This window comes from Dactylosporangium sp. NPDC051485 (assembly GCF_040682015.1).
Lineage (GTDB): Bacteria > Actinomycetota > Actinomycetes > Mycobacteriales > Micromonosporaceae > Dactylosporangium.
This window is the reverse complement of the sequence record NZ_JBFAZW010000017.1, coordinates 48,252-67,481: the sequence shown is the minus strand read 5'-3', so window position 1 is coordinate 67,481 and position 19,230 is coordinate 48,252. Positions and strand designations below refer to the sequence as shown.

The 19,230-nt window shown below is 70.1% G+C and carries 18 protein-coding genes and 2 pseudogenes; 7 read left to right on the top strand and 13 right to left on the bottom strand.

What is annotated here, in order from left to right; translation table 11 throughout:
* Nucleotides 1–8: 8 nt before the first annotated feature.
* The gene (locus tag AB0M46_RS12515) at nucleotides 9–374 is read right to left on the bottom strand and encodes a MerR family transcriptional regulator (RefSeq protein ID WP_363335287.1); all 366 of its coding nucleotides are present in this window, start codon (nucleotides 372–374) and stop codon (nucleotides 9–11) included.
* 53 nt (nucleotides 375–427) lie between these two features.
* On the opposite strand from AB0M46_RS12515, the gene AB0M46_RS12510 reads away from it, so the two are divergent.
* The gene (locus tag AB0M46_RS12510) at nucleotides 428–1,312 is read left to right on the top strand and encodes a polysaccharide deacetylase family protein (RefSeq protein ID WP_363335285.1); all 885 of its coding nucleotides are present in this window, start codon (nucleotides 428–430) and stop codon (nucleotides 1,310–1,312) included.
* Nucleotides 1,313–1,376: 64 nt separating this feature from the next.
* On the opposite strand, the gene AB0M46_RS12505 is transcribed toward AB0M46_RS12510, so the two are convergent.
* The 4 genes and pseudogenes from AB0M46_RS12505 to AB0M46_RS12490 form a co-directional block, all read right to left on the bottom strand.
* Nucleotides 1,377–2,681: a WD40 repeat domain-containing protein gene (locus AB0M46_RS12505; protein WP_363335283.1), complete on the bottom strand. Its 1,305-nt coding sequence runs from the start codon at nucleotides 2,679–2,681 to the stop codon at nucleotides 1,377–1,379.
* Nucleotides 2,671–3,144 (bottom strand): sigma-70 family RNA polymerase sigma factor, encoded by a 474-nt coding sequence (locus AB0M46_RS12500; RefSeq protein WP_363335281.1) that lies wholly within the window; start codon nucleotides 3,142–3,144, stop codon nucleotides 2,671–2,673. The genes AB0M46_RS12505 and AB0M46_RS12500 overlap by 11 nt, the downstream gene beginning before the upstream one ends.
* Before the next feature lie 105 nt (nucleotides 3,145–3,249).
* Nucleotides 3,250–3,349, bottom strand: a pseudogene (locus AB0M46_RS12495) (ribosomal protein L16); the annotation flags it as partial.
* A 96-nt stretch (nucleotides 3,350–3,445) separates the two neighbouring features.
* A complete protein-coding gene (locus AB0M46_RS12490; RefSeq protein WP_363335279.1) occupies nucleotides 3,446–4,165 on the bottom strand; it encodes a hypothetical protein in 720 nt (239 codons plus the stop codon).
* A gap of 395 nt (nucleotides 4,166–4,560) precedes the next feature.
* Between AB0M46_RS12490 and AB0M46_RS12485 the strand changes: the two genes are divergently transcribed.
* From AB0M46_RS12485 to AB0M46_RS12465, 5 genes are all read left to right on the top strand, one after another.
* Nucleotides 4,561–5,604, top strand: a complete 1,044-nt coding sequence (locus AB0M46_RS12485) for a LacI family DNA-binding transcriptional regulator (protein WP_363335277.1) — start codon at nucleotides 4,561–4,563, stop codon at nucleotides 5,602–5,604.
* A 242-nt stretch (nucleotides 5,605–5,846) separates the two neighbouring features.
* Nucleotides 5,847–7,139 carry an FAD-dependent oxidoreductase gene (locus AB0M46_RS12480; RefSeq protein WP_363335275.1) on the top strand — a complete coding sequence of 431 codons (1,293 nt, stop codon included), beginning with the start codon at nucleotides 5,847–5,849 and terminating at the stop codon, nucleotides 7,137–7,139.
* A gap of 2 nt (nucleotides 7,140–7,141) precedes the next feature.
* A complete protein-coding gene (locus AB0M46_RS12475; protein WP_363335273.1) occupies nucleotides 7,142–8,386 on the top strand; it encodes a cytochrome P450 in 1,245 nt (414 codons plus the stop codon).
* Between the two features lie 33 nt (nucleotides 8,387–8,419).
* Complete coding sequence (locus tag AB0M46_RS12470; RefSeq protein ID WP_363335271.1) at nucleotides 8,420–8,620, top strand: ferredoxin; 201 nt, start codon at nucleotides 8,420–8,422, stop codon at nucleotides 8,618–8,620.
* A 107-nt stretch (nucleotides 8,621–8,727) separates the two neighbouring features.
* Nucleotides 8,728–9,750 carry a formylglycine-generating enzyme family protein gene (locus AB0M46_RS12465; RefSeq protein WP_363335270.1) on the top strand — a complete coding sequence of 341 codons (1,023 nt, stop codon included), beginning with the start codon at nucleotides 8,728–8,730 and terminating at the stop codon, nucleotides 9,748–9,750.
* Nucleotides 9,751–9,935: 185 nt separating this feature from the next.
* Here AB0M46_RS12465 and AB0M46_RS12460 read toward each other — a convergent pair.
* The 8 genes and pseudogenes from AB0M46_RS12460 to AB0M46_RS12425 all read right to left on the bottom strand — a co-directional run.
* Nucleotides 9,936–10,307 (bottom strand): annotated as a pseudogene (locus AB0M46_RS12460) (cytidine deaminase); the annotation flags it as partial.
* Between the two features lie 110 nt (nucleotides 10,308–10,417).
* A complete protein-coding gene (locus tag AB0M46_RS12455) occupies nucleotides 10,418–11,722 on the bottom strand; it encodes a thymidine phosphorylase (RefSeq protein ID WP_363335268.1) in 1,305 nt (434 codons plus the stop codon).
* 32 nt (nucleotides 11,723–11,754) lie between these two features.
* Entirely contained in the window at nucleotides 11,755–13,332 is a 1,578-nt protein-coding gene (locus tag AB0M46_RS12450) for a sulfatase-like hydrolase/transferase (RefSeq protein ID WP_363335266.1), read from the bottom strand.
* Nucleotides 13,333–13,389: 57 nt separating this feature from the next.
* Nucleotides 13,390–14,115, bottom strand: a complete 726-nt coding sequence (locus AB0M46_RS12445; RefSeq protein ID WP_363335264.1) for an ABC transporter permease — start codon at nucleotides 14,113–14,115, stop codon at nucleotides 13,390–13,392.
* A 2-nt stretch (nucleotides 14,116–14,117) separates the two neighbouring features.
* Complete coding sequence (locus AB0M46_RS12440) at nucleotides 14,118–14,972, bottom strand: ABC transporter ATP-binding protein (RefSeq protein WP_363335262.1); 855 nt, start codon at nucleotides 14,970–14,972, stop codon at nucleotides 14,118–14,120.
* Nucleotides 14,960–16,048, bottom strand: coding sequence for an ABC transporter substrate-binding protein (locus tag AB0M46_RS12435; RefSeq protein WP_363335260.1), 1,089 nt, complete (start codon nucleotides 16,046–16,048; stop codon nucleotides 14,960–14,962). The genes AB0M46_RS12440 and AB0M46_RS12435 overlap by 13 nt, the downstream gene beginning before the upstream one ends.
* A 72-nt stretch (nucleotides 16,049–16,120) precedes the next feature.
* A complete protein-coding gene (locus tag AB0M46_RS12430) occupies nucleotides 16,121–16,846 on the bottom strand; it encodes a GntR family transcriptional regulator (protein ID WP_363335258.1) in 726 nt (241 codons plus the stop codon).
* A 215-nt stretch (nucleotides 16,847–17,061) separates the two neighbouring features.
* Nucleotides 17,062–17,940, bottom strand: coding sequence for a chlorophyllase (locus AB0M46_RS12425; protein WP_363335256.1), 879 nt, complete (start codon nucleotides 17,938–17,940; stop codon nucleotides 17,062–17,064).
* Nucleotides 17,941–18,061: 121 nt separating this feature from the next.
* On the opposite strand from AB0M46_RS12425, the gene AB0M46_RS12420 reads away from it, so the two are divergent.
* On the top strand, nucleotides 18,062–19,180 hold the full coding sequence (locus tag AB0M46_RS12420) for an aromatic acid exporter family protein (RefSeq protein WP_363335254.1): 1,119 nt from the start codon (nucleotides 18,062–18,064) through the stop codon (nucleotides 19,178–19,180).
* Nucleotides 19,181–19,230: the final 50 nt, after the last annotated feature.

Genomic DNA, 19,230 nt, shown 5'->3' with positions numbered 1-19,230 from the left:
ACGCCGGGTTACGGGTCGCGGCGCGAGGCCGCGTTGATCACCTCGTCGAGCACGTCGCGGGAGTTGGTCAGCTCGGTGATCATCCGTTCGATGCGGTCCCGTTCGGCGGCCAGGTCGGCGGCCAGCTGCGGGGTGGCGATCTCCGAGGGGCCACCGTCGGCGTCCCGCATGCACGGAAGCAACCGCGCGATCTTCCTGCTGTGCAGCCCCGCGGCGAACAACTCCTGAATCCGGACAACCCGGTCGACCGCCTGCTCGGGATAGTCCCGATGACCCCCGGACGTACGATCGGCCACCAGCAACCCCTGCTGCTCGTAGTAGCGCAGCGACCGCTCGCTCACCCCGGTGCGCCGCGCCAGCTCACCGATCCGCATCACACATCCCCGGACTTGAACCTGACATCAATGTCAACTTATACCGTCCGGCCATGACGAGCACCAACCTGCCCGGCACCACGGACAACACGCTCTTCGACTACAGCCCCATCACCGAACGGCCGGCGATCCGCTGGCCCGGCGGCGCCCGGGTCGCCGCCTACATCGGGCTGAACGTCGAACACTTCCTCATCGACCGCCCATCCACCAGCGTCTGGCCCGGCACCGCGGACCTGGTGCCCGACGCGCTCAACTACGGCTGGCGCGACTACGGCGCCCGGGTCGGCGTCTGGCGCACCATCGACAGCCTGGACCGGCACGGCATCCGGGCCAGCGTCCTGCTGAACTCCGCGGTCGCCGACCACTACCCGCAGATCGTCAAAGCCGGCCTGAGCCGGAACTGGGCCTGGCTCGCGCACGGGCGCACCAACTCGATCCTGCAGGCCGGCATGCCCCTCGACGAGGAGCGCCGCTTCCTCACCGACATCGTCGACACCATCGCCACCGCCACCGGCCGGCCGCCGCGCGGCTGGATGGGGCCCGGGCTCACCGAGACGTTCAACACCCCGGCCCTGCTCGCCGAGCTCGGCCTGAGCTATCTGCTGGACTGGACCAACGACGACCAGCCCTACCGGCTGAACGTGCCCGGCATGATCAGCGTCCCGTACTCCGTCGAGCTCAACGACCTCCTGCTGTTCGGCAAGGGCACCACCGGACCGGAGTTCGTCCAGATCGTCAAGGACCAGTACGAGCAGCTGCACGCCGACGCCGAACACAGCGGCCGGGTCATGGCGCTGGCCCTGCACCCGTTCGTCACCGGCCAGCCGTTCCGGGCCAAGTACCTGGACCAGGCGCTGGCGTACCTTGCGGCGCAACCCGACATCTGGCTCACCACCAGCGACGAGATCGCCGAGCACTACCTGTCGAACTCGTCGTGATGCACTGATCCCCGAGGTCACCGCCCCGCGTCCGGTGGCCCTCTTCGGCCGCCTCTCGCCTGTGCTACGAACGACGTGCCCGTCGCCGGCGTAGCGCCATGAATACGACCCCGCCGGCCAGGAGCAGCCCCCCGGCGGTGAGCACCCGCAGCCACCACGGCCACGGGCCGCGATCGACGCCGGTATCGCGTACCTGCAGGTCGCCGGTACGAGCGGTGGCCAATTGCACCGCGTTGATCCAGTGGTCGTCGCCGGGTTGGAACCGGGCGAGGAGCCGGGCCGGCCCGGTCGGCGGCACCGAGACGATCGTGAGGCTGTCGCTCGCCAGCAGATCGGCGCCCTGCCAGCCGAGGATCTCGGTCGCATAGGTGTCGATCGGTGCAGACCTCCCGGTGGGCAGGTCGAGAACCGCCAACCCGGCCGGCGCCCAGTACCCGGCGGCCGAGGACGGGCTGCCCATGGCCACCCGAAACAGCGCGAGCCGGCTGCCGTCGGGTGACCAGGCGGCCGGCCCGCCGAGCCGGTGCCCGGCCGGCAGCGCGACGACCGTGCTCCCGCCGCCGTCGTTGAGCAGGCGCAGCTCGGGGCCGACCTGGACGGCCAGCGTCCTGCCGTCGGGGGAGAACGCCGCGTCGAGCACCCCGCGCTGCCCGGCGACCGTGGACGTGCCGCCGGTGGCCAGGTCGAGCAAGGTCAGTTCGCCGTCGGCGGCGAGCGCGGGCCGGGGGTCGCCATGGCCGTCCGCCCGGTACGGCGCGACGGCGTACGCGAGCCGCATCGAGTCCGGCGACCAGGCGAGCAGCTGCACCGCCGAGCCGGCCGGCACGGGATGGCTGCGGGTCCGGCCCGTGGTCAGGTCCACGATCGCCACATCGTTGGCCGGCCCGCGGTCGTCCGCGACGGCGACCCTGCTGCCGTCGGGCGACAGCAGGGCGGGCGCCGGCGGTGACTTCAGCGCATCGGCCTCGGCGGGCCGGCCGCGCTTACTGGCGATGTCGATCTCGCGGTACGTGCGCCCGTCCATCCCGACGGCGATGAGCTGCGGGGTCTGGTACGGCATGTCACCCTGCCCGTACCCGTAGATGGCGATCGCCGGTCCGGCAGGCGCGGCGGAGACGTTGGCGGTGAGGTAGGAATGGTCGGCGAAGACGCGCGGTAGCGTGGCGGGACCGGCGGCAGGCGCGCTCGGCGCCGCCGGCAGGCGCACCAGCCCCACCGCGAGGAGCAGCACCACGACGGCGGCGGCCACGACCAGGGGCCGCCACGACCGGCGCGAGGTCAGCGGCATGGCGGGCGGCGCCACAGCGGGCACGGGGATCGCCTCGACGAGTTCGTGGACGGCGGCGCGCAGGCGGTGATCAGTGGTCATCGAGGTACTCCCGCAGTGCGGATTGGGCCCGGTGCAGCAGGGACTTGACGGTGCCCGGCCGGCAGTTCAGCGCGTCGGCGATGTCGGCCTCGGACAGGTCGAGGTAGTAGCGCAGAAAGATCGCCGCCCGGTGCCGCGGGCGCAGCCGGGCCAGGCCGGCGCGCACGGCGATCGCGTCGGGCCCCAGCGGCACGAGCGGTTCAGGCTCGGGCTGGCCGGCATGGCGGCGTTCCAGCCGGCGGCGACGCACCCAGGAGGTACACCTGGACACGACGGCGCGGCGCAGCCATGCGGTCGGTTCGCGTACGTCCGGACGGTGCAGCAACGCCAGGAACACCTCCTGCACGACGTCCTCCGCCGCCGGTACGCTGCCGGTCGTCACGCAGGCCAGCCGCACCATAGGGGCGAACTGCGCCGCGTAGAGCGCGTCGAAGTCGCCCCGGACGGCCGGATCGGAAAGCACGGTCACGTCCTACAGGCGCACAGCGGCCACGATCGGTTCCACCCGGCCCAGGATCACCGACCCCAGCCCGCGACACAACAGCTCACGGCCACGATGTGGGCCCTTCCGGCCCGGCTTGATGTTGGCCACCCACCACTCCGGCGAGCCCTTGCCGGAACCCCATGCGGGTCTCGGCCGGCTTCGGCCGCCGCAAGGTCCGCGAGGGCCTCGTGGTGAGCGACAAGGATGAGCCAGGTGGTGCAACGGCCCCGGGCCGGGCGGCCAGCCAGGTGCGGACATCAGCGGCTCGCTCGTCGCGGCTTCAGGCGGTCCCGGACCGGCGCTTGCCGTGGAAGATCGGCTCCTCGGCGAGGACCATGCACTCCCAGGAGGCATCGCGGCGGCCGGAGTGCCGATCCGGGCCGTTGAACTGGCTGAGCAACGCCGGGCCGCCGTACCGACGGATGTCGCGGTTGACGGCGACCTCGTTGCCGCACAGGGTCAGTTCGTCGCCGGCCTCGTGCAGAGCGCGGGCAGAGCCCGACAGCACCACGGTGTGGGCGTGCTCGGCGACCGACAGCCACTCCCGCGCCCAGGGCCGGTCCCGGTGGTCCGCCGGCCGGCGGGGAGCGGGCGTCACCATGGTGGTGAGCGCGCCGCGGCCCGGGCCGTGCCGCAGCCGGGCCCGGATCGCCGGCCACGCCGACGGGCGCAGCGGTATGTCCCGGCGCACGACGAGCAGGTCGGCGAGGTCCGGGGTGTCCGCCCAGTACGCGACCGACGGGCTCGGCGGGTTCGCGCGCAGCGGCAGGAACACGGCGCTGTGCGGGCTGACGGCGGCCAGCCGCAACAGCGCCCCCATCCGCAACAGGTCCGCCCGGGAACCGATCAGCACCCCGGTGTGCCGCCACAGCAGCTTCGTGACGTGGCTGCGGCGCAGCGGTGCGGCCGTCGTGAGCACCCGGCGCAGCACGGTGTCGGAGGCGAGGTGATGGACGCGCATGCGCAGCCGCATCCGTGCTGCGTCCGCGACATCGACCACCAACGGACCGTACGGCCGGCAGCGGCCGGGCGGCAACCGTGTTATCGGCACCGCGACATTGGGCATGCTGGCAGCCACGCCGGGTGTTGGCAATGCGCCGGTCAGGACCGGGCGCGGACCTCGGTCAGTGCCTCGTCCAGGATCCGAAGCCCCGCACGAGCCTCCTGCGCGGTGATGGTCAGCGGGTCCGTGGGCGATCATCGCCGACGAGGCCGGCTTCGCGGAGCCGGCCTGAAGCCGCGTCACCGGCGGCCGCCATGGCCCGGGACACCGTGCGCAAGGCATGGTCCGGTGGGCGGGACGAGTATGCTCGCGGGGCCGGTCCCGGTTCGGTTGGCGTGTTTGCGTAGGGTGGTCAAGCCGCGTGAGCGGCCCTGAATATCGTCACTGGAGTTGTGTTGGTCGGGACGAGTCGGCGACGATCGGGCCGCGACCGTGTCACCGGGGCCGAGGTCGCCGAGGCCGCCGGGGTCTCGACATCGGTCGTATCGCTGGTCCTCAACGGCAAGGACGCGGGCCGGGTGAACCAAGCCACCCGGGACCGCGTTCTCGCCGCCGCCCGCGAGCTGGGCTACCGAATCGACGGGCGGGGCCAGAGCCTCGCCACCGGCCAGACCGGCATCATCGGCTTTATCGCCCCCGACAACACCACTCCGTTCTTCGCCAGCCTGCAACACGGACTCCTGAGCCGGCTCAACCCCGAGTATCACCTGCTGACGGTCGTGACCGACCTCGGGCAGGCCGTCACCTCCGAAAGCATCGACCGGATGCTGCGGCTCGGACCCGATGCGATCATCGTGTTCGCGCTCGGTACCGACGATCTGTCTGCCCTGCGTCCCGACTGCCCCGTCCTTGTCCTCGACTCGCCAGGTAGCGAACCGCATCTTCCGCGGATCGACCTCGACGTCAGTGCCAGCGCGCGCGCCCTGGGACGGCACCTGGCGTCGAACGGCCACCGCTACCTGGCGTATCTGGACGGAAACACCGGATCGCAGAGCATGGAAGTGCGCCGGCGGGCTTTGCTCTCCGCGTTTCGCCGGGGTTCGACGCAGGCGCGCACGACCGTGGCGCGCTGCGCCATCGATGCCGCCGTCGCTCGCGCGACGGTCGCGGCGCACTGGCCGGTCTGGAAGGACGCCGGCGTCACCGCCATTGCCTGCGGCTCGGACCTGCAGGCGTTCGGCGCCATCGCCGCGCTGCGTGACGCCGGGGTGGCCGTGCCGCGTGACGTCTCCGTGACCGGCGCCGACGACCAGCCGTTGTCGACGGTCATCGAACCGAACCTGACAACCGTTCGCCTGCCCTCACGACGCCTGGGCGAACTGGCGGCCGCGCAGGTGCGCGGCATCCTCAACGGCGAGCCTGCCCAGACGCTTCCCACCGTGCTGCCCACCGAGGTTGTCTTCCGCGACTCGACCGGCCCCGCCCCGACGCATTAGGCAGCCGGTCCAGCACAACGCCTCGGCCTCGGCGCGCGTGTCGCCCGCGGCGAACCTGGGCTCCGGTCCGCGGCATGACCGCCCGGCGGCAAACACACGTATCGATGCCAGCAATCCCAGTAGAATCAACACGTCAAGCGCTTGACCCATGACTTCGTGGCGACCTATGGTGAACCCCCAATGGATGCGGTCCACGCCCGCGATGGGTTCATCGCGGGCGATCCGAGGAGGTGACCACCCCCATGGCGGAACCGAGCCGGCACGGCGATGCTGGCGAACGGAACGGAATCGCGATCGTCGGCGGATCGGTTGCCGGTGTCGCGGCGGCCGACGCCGCTCGGCGCGCGGGGTACCAGGGCCCGGTGTGGCTCGTCGAAGCGCAGCCCCACGAGCCCTACGACCGGCCACCGCTGTCCAAGCAGGCGTTGTCGCCGGCCGCCGCCGCGGACAGCGCCGAGCTGACGTCGTACCGCCTGCGCGAGCCCCAGCACTGGCGGCGACTGGGGATAACCCTGCGCACCGGGGTGGCCGCGACGAGCCTGGACGTTGCCGCGCGCCGAATCCGGCTGGCCGACGGCACGCAGTACGCGTGCCAAGCCATTGTGCTGGCCCCCGGAGCGGAGCCCCGGCCCCTCCCGTTCCCTGTCGACGATGCGCCGGTCCATGTGTTGCGCGGGTTGGGCGATGCGCGCGCGCTGGCCGCCGCGCTGCGCCGCGCGCGGCGGCTGCTCGTCATCGGCGCGGGATTCATCGGCCTCGAGGTGGCCTCCGCCGCCCGCGCCCACGGGGTCGATGTCACGGTCGTCGAGATCGCGCCAGCGCCGCTCGCGCCGCTGATCGGCATTCCGGCCGCCGACTATCTCCTGGCGCGCCACCAGGCCGCCGGCACCGCCATCTCATGCGGCCGATCGGTCCACGCCGTGCGCCGGCAGGGGGCGGCACTCGTTGCCGTCCTGGACGACGGCACCGAGCTGAGCGCCGACACGGTCGTCGCGGGCATCGGGGTGCGGCCCGCCACCGATTGGCTGCACGGCTCGGGCATCGAGCTGACGGACGGGATCGTCGCCGACGAACGGCTGCGCGCCGGCGCTGACGGTATCTACGCGTGCGGCGACGCGGTTCGCTGGACCAACCCGCTGTACGGCCAGGCCATGCGCATCGAACATTGGACGACCGCGCGGGAGCAGGGCGAGCGGGCCGGGGCGAACGCCGCGCTCTTCGCCATGACAGGTCAGCCCGGACAGGTGTTCACGCACGTGCCGTACGTGTGGTCGGACCAGCTCGGGCTGAAGCTGCAATTCGTCGGCCGCCGGCTGCCCGGCAGCGCGACCGTCGTCGAGCGCAGCGACGAGGGAGGCCACGTCAGCACGCACTGGCTCGACGGCCGGCTGATCGGCTGCACGGCCGTCAACTCGCCCAAGGACGCCATGCTGGCCCGCCGCACGATCCAGACCCAGTGTCTGCAGGAACGGCCATCGGCGCCTGCGACCTCACCGCCCGAACCCGGCCTCGCCGCCGGCCACCAGAGGAGATGATCGTGACCGAGCCGACGGCTCCGACCGTTGCATTCGACCCGACGGACCCTGCGTTTCTCGCCGACCCGTACCCGATCCTCGACGCGGTCCGCGAGAGCGACACCCCGGTGGCGTACGCGCCGGCAATCGGCAAGTGGATCGTGACCCGGCATGCGGACGTCCGCGCATGCCAGCGGGACGCGCGGCTCGGCCGCGTCTTCGACCACCTGTACACGCCCGAGCAGATCTCCGCGCCGCCGCGCGACCCGCGCTGGGTCAATTTCTGGGAAGCCGAGCGCTTCAGCCTGCTGGAGCTCGAACCGCCGGCGCACGGCCGGATTCGCTCCCTGGTGTCCGCGGCGTTCACCCCGCGGCGCGTGCTGGACCTCCGGCAGCCGGCGCGGCAGCGCGCCGCCGAGTTGCTGTCGCCGCTGCGCGAACGCGCCAGCTTCGACCTGTTGCACGACTATGCCATGCCGTACTCGATATCGATCATCTGCGAGCTGCTCGGCGCCGACCGCAGCTACGAGCAGCTCTTCCTCGACTGGGCCCACAGCATGGTGCGGATGTACGAGGTCGACACCAGCGAGCAGCACGCTGCCGAGGCCGATCGGGCGGCGCGGGACTTCGTGGCGTGCATACGTGAGCTCATCGCCGACACGCGCAGAAGCCCACGCGACGGCCTGATCTCGGCCCTCGTGTCGGTCCACGACGAGGACGACACGCTCAGCGAGGCTGAGATCATCTCGACGGTCATCGTCCTGCTCAACGCCGGCCACGAGGCGACGGTCAACACGACCGGCAATGGGATCGCCGCGCTGCTGACGCACCCCGACCAGTGGCAGCGGCTCCTGGCCGGCGAGGTTGAGCCGCGCCAGGCGATCGAGGAGCTCATCCGTTGGAACCCGCCGTTGCAGATGTTCGAGCGCTGGGCCCTTGCCGAGGACATCACCATCGGCGGCGTGGCCATCCCGTTCGGCGCCAAGGTCGCGATGCTCTACGGCGCGGCGAACCGCGATCCACGAGTCTTCGATCATCCCGAACGGCTCGACATCGGCCGGGCCAACGCATCCCGCCACGTGAACTTCGGCGGCGGTGTCCACGCGTGCCTCGGCGCACCGTTGGCGCGCATCGAGCTCGAGGCGAGCTTCAGCCTGATCCGCGAGCTGTGCCCCGACTTGCGGCTGGTGAGCGAGCCGAAGCGCACGAACGCATTCGTCATCTGGGGCTACGAGGCTGTTCAGGTGAGCGCTCAGCGTGCGGCCTGAATGTCGTTGCATCGAGAACACTTGGAGGCAGGAATGGCTCAGCTGCGCATCGACGAGGTCGCCTGTAAAGGACACGGCTTGTGCTTCTTCGGCTGGTCCCAGCTCTTCGATCTCCGCGAGGACGGCATCGCCGTCGCGCTGGTTGACGAGATCCCTCCCGACCTTCGCCAGGACGCCGAAGACGCGGCAGCCGCATGCCCCGAGCGGGCCATTCTCGTCGTCGAAGCACCGTAGCGACCCTGTCCCGCGAGCTTGAGCGAGGGATGACGACGCGATAGGTTGGACCTCCAACCACTGCACGTCAGCAGCGCCTATCCGGCGAGTCGAAATGGGGGCCCTCGATGAGCGGCTACGCCGACGGTCGGCCGATGACGTCCCCCGGTGTCAGCTGCTGCGGCCCGGCCCGGCCGCCCGCGCCGGACGACGTGCACGAGCCGGCGGCCGCCCGCCCGCCGGCGGGGTCCAGTCACGCGTCCCGCCGCCCTGCCAGCCTCCGCGACGCGGTAACCGTGTCCGGCGGGCGTTATCTGATCGGCGGCGACGATCCCGACGCGAACCCTGGCGACGGCGAGGGGCCGGCGCGCGAGGTCACGGTCTACGGCTACGGCATCGGACGGTTTGCCGTGACCAATCGGCAATTCGCCGCGTTCGTCAAGGCGACCGGTCATGTGACCGACGCCGAGCGCTACGGGTGGTCCTATGTGTTCTGGTCGCTGGTGACCCGGGAGGCCCAGGCTGACGTGATCGACGCGCGGGTTGCTGAGGCCCCGTGGTGGCGCGGCGTTCGCGGTGCCGACTGGCGCCACCCACGGGGCCGGGGCTCGAGCAACGGTTCGCTGGCGAACCACCCGGTCGTGCACGTCTCCTGGCACGATGCCGTCGCATACGCTGCCTGGGCCGGCGGCCGGTTGCCGACCGAGGCCGAATGGGAGATCGCCGCGCGCGGCGGCCTGGCCGGCGCGACCTACCCCTGGGGGGACGATCTGGCGCCACGAGGGCGGCGGCGCTGCAACATCTGGCAAGGCGCGTTTCCCGGCTACGGACGCGGCGATCTCGACGATGTCGGCACGGCGCCCGTCGACAGCCTCGCCCCCAACGGATACGGCCTGTACAACATGGCCGGCAACGTCTGGGAGTGGTGCGCCGACCGTTGGAGCACCACCTGGCACCGCGCTGAGAGCGCCGCCACCCGCATCGACCCGCAGGGTCCCGAGGACGGCGCCGATCACGTCGTGCGCGGCGGCTCGTATCTGTGCCACGTCTCCTACTGCAACCGCTACCGGGTCGCGGCCCGGACGCACAACAGCCCGGACTCCTCGACCGGCCACACCGGCTTTCGCTGCGCCATCGACGTCACCGAGTAGGCGTGACGTTGTCCGCGCGAGACACGGAATCTGGCGGCGACCCTGCCCGTGTGCAGACGGCGGGACAACTCCCCGTCCGGGTCGAGGCCCTGGAGGACCCGGACGGGGAACGAACGGCCGGCAGCTGAACGGATTGATTACCCGTGCTCGTGTGGTGCTTCGGCCGGCACGCGAAGACGCGTCGCGTCGAAGGCCCACGGGAGAATCGCCGTCATCGGCTGGGGCCCGTCCGGAGTCGCGACGAGGAGCTGTGCGCCTCCGTGCTCCCAGAGCAGTTGCCGGCAACGCCCACACGGCATGAGCAGTTCGCCCTCGCCATCGACACACACGAACGCCACCAGTCGGCCGCCGCCGGAGGCGTGCAACGCCGAGACCAGACCGCACTCCGCGCACAAGCCCAGTCCGTAGGAGGCGTTGGCTACATTGCAGCCGACGACGACCCGTCCGTCGTCGACGAGCGCGGCCGCGCCGACGGGGAAGTTCGTATAGGGAGAATAGGCCCTGGCCATGACCGCTACGGCAGCAGCTCGCAGCGATGCCCAGTCGATCCCGGGCACGTTCGGCGGTGTTGTACTCACTGATCAACCTCCACAAGAGATCATTGCCGGAGTGGCACAGGCGACCTGGGTGACCGCTGCGCGTACCACGCCCATGCGTGCTCCGATGCCTATCGCGTCGGTTCGTCGTGACGAATGGTTGCGAGGACGAGCTCACGGCCGGCGTGGCTCGGTTCGCCGGCCGGGGCGATGGTGACTGCGGTCGCGAGGTCCCGCATCGCCGCGTCGAGGCGGTCGGGCGTGTCGGTACGCAGTTCGAACAGTGGCGTGCCGCGCGTGACCGGGTCGCCGGGTTTGGCCAGGCAGATGACTCCGGCGGCCGCCTGAACGGCGTCCTCCTTGCGAGCCCGGCCGCTCCCGAGTCGCCATGCGGCACGGGCGACCTGCATCGCGTCGAGCGTGCCGACCCGGCCGTCCGTTGCTGCCGTGACGCGTTCGACATGGCGCGGCGCGGGCAGTGCGGCGTCTGGGTCACCGCCCTGGGCGAGGACCATGGCCCGCCAGGTGTCCATCGCCTTGCCCGACGCCAAGACCGCGGCCGGATCGGCGTCGACGCGGGCCAGGCGCAGCATCTCGTCGGCCAGCGCCAGGGTGAGCGACACGACGTCCGCCGGGCCGCCCCCGGCGAGGACGTCGAGCGCCTCGGACACTTCGACAGCATTGCCAACGGCGTGACCGAGCGGGGTGGACATGTCCGTCAACAAGGCGGAGACCCGGACGCCGTGCGCTGCGCCGAGGTCGATCATGGTGTGCGCAAGCTCGGCAGCGGCCCCGACCTCTGTCATGAAGGCACCGGTGCCCACCTTCACGTCCAGCACCAGGTTGCGCGGGCCCGCGGCGATCTTCTTGCTCATGATCGACGCGGAGATCATCGGGATGGATGCCACGGTCGCGGTGGCATCGCGCAGCGCGTACAGGGCGCGATCAGCGGGCGCAAGGTCTTCCGACGCCGCGCAGATGACGCCGCCGACGCCGTCGAGCTGCCGCACGAACTGCTCGACGCCCAGATCGGCGCGCCATCCGGGGATCGACTCCATCTTGTCGAGCGTGCCGCCGGTGTGGCCGAGGCCGCGGCCTGCCATCTGCGGGACGATGGCGCCGCACGCGGCCACGAGCGGCACGAGGATCAGGGAGATCTTGTCGCCGACGCCGCCGGTCGAGTGTTTGTCCACGGTGGGTCTCGGCAGCCGCGACAGGTCGACGCGCCGACCGGAGTTGATCATGGCGCGGGTCCACTGCGCGATCTCTCGTGGGCTCATGCCGTTGAGGTAGATCGCCATCAGCAGCGCCGCCATCTGTTCTTCCGCAACGATGCCGTTGGTGTAGGCGTCGATGGCCCAGTCGATCTGGGCATCGCTCAGTGCTCCGCCGTCGCGTTTGGTGGCGATCACATCGGTGGCGGTCAGGTCCTGCACGCGGGGCTACTCTCCTTCGACGAGATTTGGCGTTACCAGCCCTGCCGGGCATACAGGCCAGCACCAGGCGGCGGGCTGTCCCTCGTGATCAGCGCTTGGAGCAGCTGGCGACTCAGGCCCGTCCGCAGCGATTCGGTGCCGGCCCGGCCGACGAGGTTGTCCTGCTCGTCGGGGTCGACCTGGAGGTCGAAGAGCTGTTCGCTGCCGTCGCCGTAGACGGTGTACCGGTATCGGGCGGTGCGCAGCGTACGAGCGAAGCCATCAGCGTCGCCGTTCCAATGCGTTCCGTAGCTCTCGATCAGGATCGAGTCCCGCCTTGGCGCGGGATGCTCTACCGAGCCGATCCGGCCGAGACTTCGGCCGTGCAGTGCGCGCAGGTCCCACCTGACGGAGGCGTCGGCGGCCTCGAACCTCGGCAGTCCCGGCTCTGCGACGCCGCAGAGATCCAGGATGGTCGGAGCGAGATCCGTCAGCTCGACGAGGCTGTCCTCGACGGCTCCGGCGGCAATGCCCGGACCGGCGATGAGCAGCGGGACCCGGATGCACGCGTCGTAGTGCCGGTTCCACTTGCCGAGGAGCCCGTGGTCGTAGAGCAGCTCTCCATGGTCGCTGGTGAAGATCAGATACGTGTCGTGCAGCCTGCCCGAGTCGGTCAGCGCTTGTCGAAGGCGACCGAACTGCTGGTCGAGATGGATCAGGTCCGCGAAGTAGATCTGGCGTGCGTTGCGGCCGACCTCGTCGTAGGTGGCGCACGGACCTCGCTTCGCCGACGAGAAGATGGTCGGAGCGTTCGGGTCGCTGGCCCACTCGGCGGGTACCGGCGCGGGGATGGCCGCCTCGTTGACGAACGGCAGGAGCTCTTCAGGAGCGCAGAACGGGTTGTGCGGCTGGACGTACCCAACCTGCGCGAACACCGGCTCGCTACCCGAGTGGGCGGTAATGCGGTCGACGGCTCGATCGGTGATCCACGCCGACTGGGATATTTCCGCCGGAAACGGCAGAGCGTAACTCTCAGCCGTGTCCAGCGGCCGCTCGTCGGAGGCCCACCGCCGGGCGCGCTGCGCCTTCTCGATGTCTTCGCGCAGCCCGGAGTACTGTTCCGACCGCAGGGCCGGGTGCATGGTCATCCAGACCGTGGCCAGCGCCGCCGGGTAATGCATCGGGTGCGTGGTGCGGACCCAGTCCAGCCACGGTCCGACGCGTCCGTCCTCCGTCACATCGGTGTGGTCGAACCCGTATTGACGGTAGTCAGGGTAGAAGCTCTCCAAGTTCGGTTGAACGTGGAGTTTGCCGTGCAGGCTCGTTTTCCACCCGGCGCGTTGCAGTTCGCGCATGAAGGTGGGTATCGCTGGATCGAGACGATACCCACACTCGACCACACCGTGTGCTGACGACGGCAAGCCGGTGGCCAGGGACGCTCGTGCCGGGCTGCAGACCGGATTCGGCGTGAACGCGTTGCGGAACATCGTCCCGGAGTCCCGGAGCCACTCCAGGTTCGGCAGCGGGGCCGCCCCGTCGAACGCTGCTTCAAGCCACTTGGCGGCAAGTTGATCGACGATGACGAGCAGGACATTGGGGGGCGTCGCGGACTTGCGCGTCGGTGTAGGCATAACGATATGGGCTCCTGAACTCCCTCAATCATCGAGCGGCCGCGCGTCCCGGCCGCCCTAGTAGTTCCCGGCAGTCGTCATGTAGCGGCGTAGCAGGGTGCTCCCGACGAGCTTCCACAGCCGGTCGAAGACGAACCCGAGGATGCCCAGGAAGAGGATTCCGACGAAGATCGCGTCCGTCCGGAAGTAGATTCGCGCATTCCAGATGAGGTAGCCGAGACCACTCTGGGTGGCGAGCGCCTCCGCTGCGACGATCACCAGGAAGGCATTCGCCAACGCGAGCCGCATACCGGTGAACATGTACGGAACGCTCGCCGGGATCGACACGGTCAGCACGGTCGCGAGCCGGCTCGCGCCGACACACCGAGCCGCACTGATCTTGTCCGGGGACACCGCGCCCACGCCGGCAGCGGTGTTGACGACCACCGTGAACCCGGCGGCGTAGGCGACGAGGTAGACCTTCGAGACTTCGCCGATGCCGAACCAGAGAATGAACAGGGACGTGAGCGCGATCGCGGGAATGAACCGAAAGAAGTGCACGAAGGGATCGATGGCCGCACGCCCATAAGGGGAAATGCCCGCGATGACGCCGAGCGGGAGCGCGATCGCGCAGCCCAGCAGCCAGCCGAGCAGGATCCGCCGAATCGACACGCCTACGGCCGACCACAACGTTCCGTCGTCCCACAGCTCGCCGGTCGCGCGCAGCGTCTGGGCGGGGGTCGGTAGCAGCGTCGGGTCAGCGCCCACGGAACCCAGGGTCCAGACGCCGATGAATGCCGCCACCGCTAGGATCGAGATTGCGACTCGAAGCCATCGCCGGCCCATAGTTTGCTCACCTCCTCCTCGATGTCCGCTTCGACTTTGCTGGCCAGCTCCACGAACTCCGGCGCGAACTCGTCCCGCGGATACGGCATGGCGATCTCATAGGTCGTTCTGATCGTCGACTGCGGCGGCGCCGTCATCACAGCAACCTTGGTCCCGAGCAGCACAGCCTCACGAATATCGTGTGTCACGTAGATGACCGTGCGCGGCTCGTCCTGCCAGAGACTGACCAGCTCCCGCTGCAGCAACCGACGGGTCTGTGCGTCCAGCGCCGCGAACGGCTCGTCCATGAGCAGAACACTCGGGTTCGACGCGAGCACGCGTGCGATCTGCACCCGCTGCTTCATGCCGCCGGACAGCTGATGCGGATACTTGCTCGCCGCACGATGCAGACCGACCTTCCGCAGATACTGATCCACGGTCGCCGAGCGGGCACTGCGGGGCACACCCTGCATCCGAAGCCCGTACTCGACATTGCGGCGTACGTTGAGCCACTCCATGAGTGGGGTGTCCACGCTCTGGAACACCATTGCCCGGTCCGGCCCTGGCCCATCGACAACTCCACGACCGGTCTGCGCATATCCCTCGGTCGGCTTTGCGATACCCGCCAGCACTCGCAGGAGTGTCGACTTCCCGCATCCGCTCGGCCCGACGATCACGAAGAACTCGTTGTCGCCTATCTCGAGGTCGAGGTGGCGCAGCACCCACTCCCCTCGCTGTTTCGGGGTGAAATTGATGCCGACGTCACGGAATCTGATCGAACCGTCGGCCGATGTGTGAGCGTCCGTCATGGCTCGAGCGCCGCTCAGCTCGACCACGCGGTGACACTGCCGGGCTCGACGGCCTCCATCGCACGCAGGTCGAAGTAGGACTTGAGCTCGCCCGTTGCGTTGCTGGTGCCCTTGGACGCCAGGAACGTCCGCTCCTGCTCCAACCAGGCCACCTGATTCGGGGTGAACTTGAACGAAAACGCTTCCACAGCAACCACGGGCTCGATGGCCGACACCTGCGCCTTGACAGCCTTCGCATCGATGGCGGCCGCCTGGCCGGGATTCGCGATGGTGTAGTTGATGGCATCGCGATAGGCGGTGAGCACTCGCTGCAGAATGTCCTGGTGTTCAGCGACCCAGCTCGCCTTGGCCACGAGATAGATGCCTTGCGCGCCTGTTCCGATCACCGAGCTGTCGTCCGCGATCACCGACAGGTTCTTGTCCGCCTTCACCTGTGCCACGCCGTCGGCCCAGACAAATCCGGCGTCGACATGGCCCGACTTCAGCGCGCCGACCAGCTCGAACAGCCCAGGCAGAGCGATCAGCTGCACGTCCGTCAGGTGCTGGTTCTTCACGTACTCGCGGGTGATGTTCTCCTCCGCGGTGCCCGTGACGAAGCCGATCTTCTTGCCGGCGAGCTCGCTCGGCGAGGTGATCGGCTTGCGCGCCGCGAGCTGATTGAATCCGGCCTTGGGCGAGGCAATTGCTCCGACGACCTTCAGGCCGGGCGACAGCGCGGACAGCATGCCGAAATCGAGCGCCGGAGCAATGTCGGCCTGGCCGGCGATCACCGCCTTGATGCCATCAACGCCGGTCTGATAGGTCTCCGGCGTCACGGTGATGTGCTGCTTCGCGAAGTACCCCTGATCCATCGCCACCCACATCGGCAGCCCGATCACAAAGCTGTCGGTCGTGATGCGCACATTGGCCGCCGCATTGTTGTCCGGCCCGGGCGCTCCCGGCCCTGCGGGGTCGCCGCCCGAACTCGAGCACGCGGCCAGCAGCATGGCGGTCGCCGCGACAAGAGCGGCGCATAAGGAACGATTGCGGCGGTTTCGTAAGGGCACGGAGGTCTCCTTCGACGTGTTGGTTGGGCACGCAACAAGCCCGGCGTAGTTGGGCACGCAAAGCACGCAAGAGCCCGGCGTGGTTGGGCACGCAAAAGCACGCCAAAAGCCCGGCGCGCCGCGAGCAGGTCAGGTTCGGGCGAAACTCAGGCGCACCTGTTCGGCCAGGTAGTGCGCCACCGTGTAGATCACAACGTCGCCACTGGGCAGCAGCGACTGCTGGTGGACGCGCACCAGCGGCTGCCCTTGCTGCACGCGGAACAGATCGGCGAGGTCACCGTTGGCAGCGACCGCGTCGAGCACACCCTCCATGCGGTCAACGGTGATGCCCGCCTGCTCGCCGAGCAGCTCAATGATCGTGACGTTGAGCTCGCACAGCGGCACCAGGTCGATCTGCCGATTGCGCAGGACCATCGGCGCGTAGTCGCGCAGCAGGATGGCCGGCGTGTCGTCGATGCAGAAGAGGCGTTCGACGCACCACGCCTTCTCCTCCGGGCCGAGCCGAAGCGCCGTGCCGATCTCCGACGGCGGCAGTGCGGGCACCGCGGCGGCATGGGCCAGCAGCGGCGTCCGGCCGGCGTCCGCGATCGCGTCGCGAATCGGCTTGATCGCGAGAAGGCTCAGCGAAACCTGCGAACCGGGCTCTCGCACGATCGTCCCAACGCCCCACCGGCGCTCGACGAGCCCGTCGAGCACCAGCTGAGCCAATGCCTCACGCACCGTGTTGCGGCTGACGCCGAGCCGACCGGCCAGATCCTTCTCGTTCGGAAGCTGACTTCCGGGCGGAAAGTCACGACTGATGACCTGGCGAAGCTGCTCCGCAGCCGCGCTTGCGATCGGGCGGTACCGTGCCACGATCCCTCCCCAGATGATGGAGGACTGGAGGTCCAACCTCTTGGCCCGAAGTTTGGCGGGTTCGAGCCGTCGATGTCAACGGTCCACCGAGCACAAACTTCTGTTGTGGCACAGCGCAGGTCACGGTCACGCACGTGGCGTACGAATCGCCCACCTTTGCGGCGGTCGAGGAGATGCGGACGGTCACCGCAAGGGCGGAACGTGCGTCGGCGAACTCAGCCCTTCCCGGCGCCGGACAGGCGGTCCTCGACCTTGCCGGCCCGGCCCGCGTCGGCGGCCAGCCGCGACCGGGCCGTCTCGTCGCCGAGCAGGGCCCAGCGCAGGAAGTCCGTCGTCGCCGTCGCCACCGCGTCGAAGTCCGTGCCCGGGCCGAGGTACGGCTGCAGGTGGTCGCCGTCCGGCAGCTCCATCAGCGCCTTGGGCCAGGGCAAGGGGTCGTACGCCTCGGTGGCGCCCTCGAACTTCACCACATCGTCCGCGCGCCCGTGCACGAACAGGATCGGCGCCGGCGGCCCGGTGTAACCGACCCCGAAGGGCCACTGGCCGCCGGCGAGGACGACACCGGCCTTGAGCCGCTCGTCGCGGTGCTTGGTGAACATGCCGACCGTCGTCATGCCGCCGAGCGAGTGCCCGGCCGCGGCGATCCGGTCCCGGTCGATGTGGCCGGCGAGGGGGTCGCCCGGCGTGGTGTCGAGCGCCAGCACGGCGGTCAGCACGGCCGCGTTGTCGCCCGGCTGGTGGACGATGTCGTGGTCGTCGAGCTGCTGCTGGCCACGCGCCGAGTGCGGGAAGGTCGGCGCGACGACGATGAAGCCGGCGCCCGCCCAGGTCCTGAGCAGCGGCAGGTAGTCGTCCGGGATCCGGGTGTACCCGTGGCTGAACACCACGACCGGGTGCCGCCCCTCGGACGTCGGCTGCACGACCAGCGTGGGCAGCGGCCGGTCGGCCCCGCCGGTCAGGGCCAGCGTCCGCTCGGTGACGGCCGCGGGCGAGGCCGGCGCCGGTCCTTCGGCCGGAGCGCTACCACCACGTCCGCAGCCGGCGAGCAGGCCGGCCACCAGCACTCCGGCGAGCGCGCCGCGAATCAGCCACATGCGTGATCGTACCGCGTCGATGCGCAGGGGGTCGCGCGGACGGACGGCGGCGGGGCGACGCGGGTCACGTCGTGAGGGTGAGTCTGTCCAGGTGGGGACCGCGGTTTGAGATGATCGAGGGGTGCCGCGCAGACCGCACGCCGTGGTGACCGAGCCGCTCGGAGAGCTGCTCGCCCGCGTGCCCAAGAGCCGCCCCAGCTGGCTGACGGTGGTCAAGACCACCGTGGCGGCGACCTTGGCGTGGGTGCTCGCCCGGCAGCTCGGGGAGAACGTGGCGGTGCTGTTCGCGCCGATCGTGGCGGTGCTGACGCTGCAGGCCAGTGTGTACGGGTCGATCGCCACCGGGGTGCAGCTGCTGTTCGCCAACCTCGTCGGCACGGTCCTGGCCAGCGCCTGGACGCTCGTGCTCGGGCTGAGCTGGTGGTCGCTGGGGCTCGGGACGTTCGCCGCGCTCGTCGTGGCCCGGCAGGTGACCAACACTCCCCTGGCGCGCAACCAGGTCACCATCGCCACGCTCGCGGTGCTGCTGCTGGCGCCGGTGGCCCGGGGGTACGGCCAATGGCGCTTCATCGACGTCGCCATCGGCTCGGCCGTCGGGCTCGCCATCGCCGTCGTCGTGCCCGAGCCGCCCCGCATCAAGCACATCCACGCCACCCTCGACACCTGGGGGCGGGCCTGCGCGGAGGTGCTGCGCGCGATCGCCGACGAGCTGGGCGCCCGGACGCAGCCGCTCGAGGCGGACCAGCGCCACGGCTGGATCGCCGAGTCGCGGCGGCTCAACGACGTCACCGCGGAGGCCTCGGCGGCCGTCGCCGGGGTCGAGGAGATCACGCTGCTCAACCTGTTCGCCAAGGGGCTGCGGCGCGACATCGTGCACGCCCAGCGCCGGCAGCTGTGGCTGATGCGGGTCACGCTGCAGGTGCGGGCCATCTCGCTGGCCACCGACCGGCTCTACGACCGGGCCGGGCAGCCGCCGGCCCTGGAGCGCGAGACCCTCCGGGCGCTGCTGACCACCCTCGCCAGGCTCCTGGAGGAGCGGCTCGACGGGGGCGAGCCGGACGACCAGTCGCTGCGCGCGGCGCTCATCGCCGCCGTCGATCGGGTGCACCGCGTGTTCCCGACCGCGCTCGCCGCGCTCGACTCGGTGTCCCTGCTGGGCCGCCTCGACCAGCTGCGCCAGGACATCGGGGGCGAGGAGGCGGAGGCGCTCATCGATCCCGACACCCTGCCCCGCGCCTGATCGGCACTTAGTGCAAGTTTCGTAACAACCTCCCGGGCGGGTTGACAAGA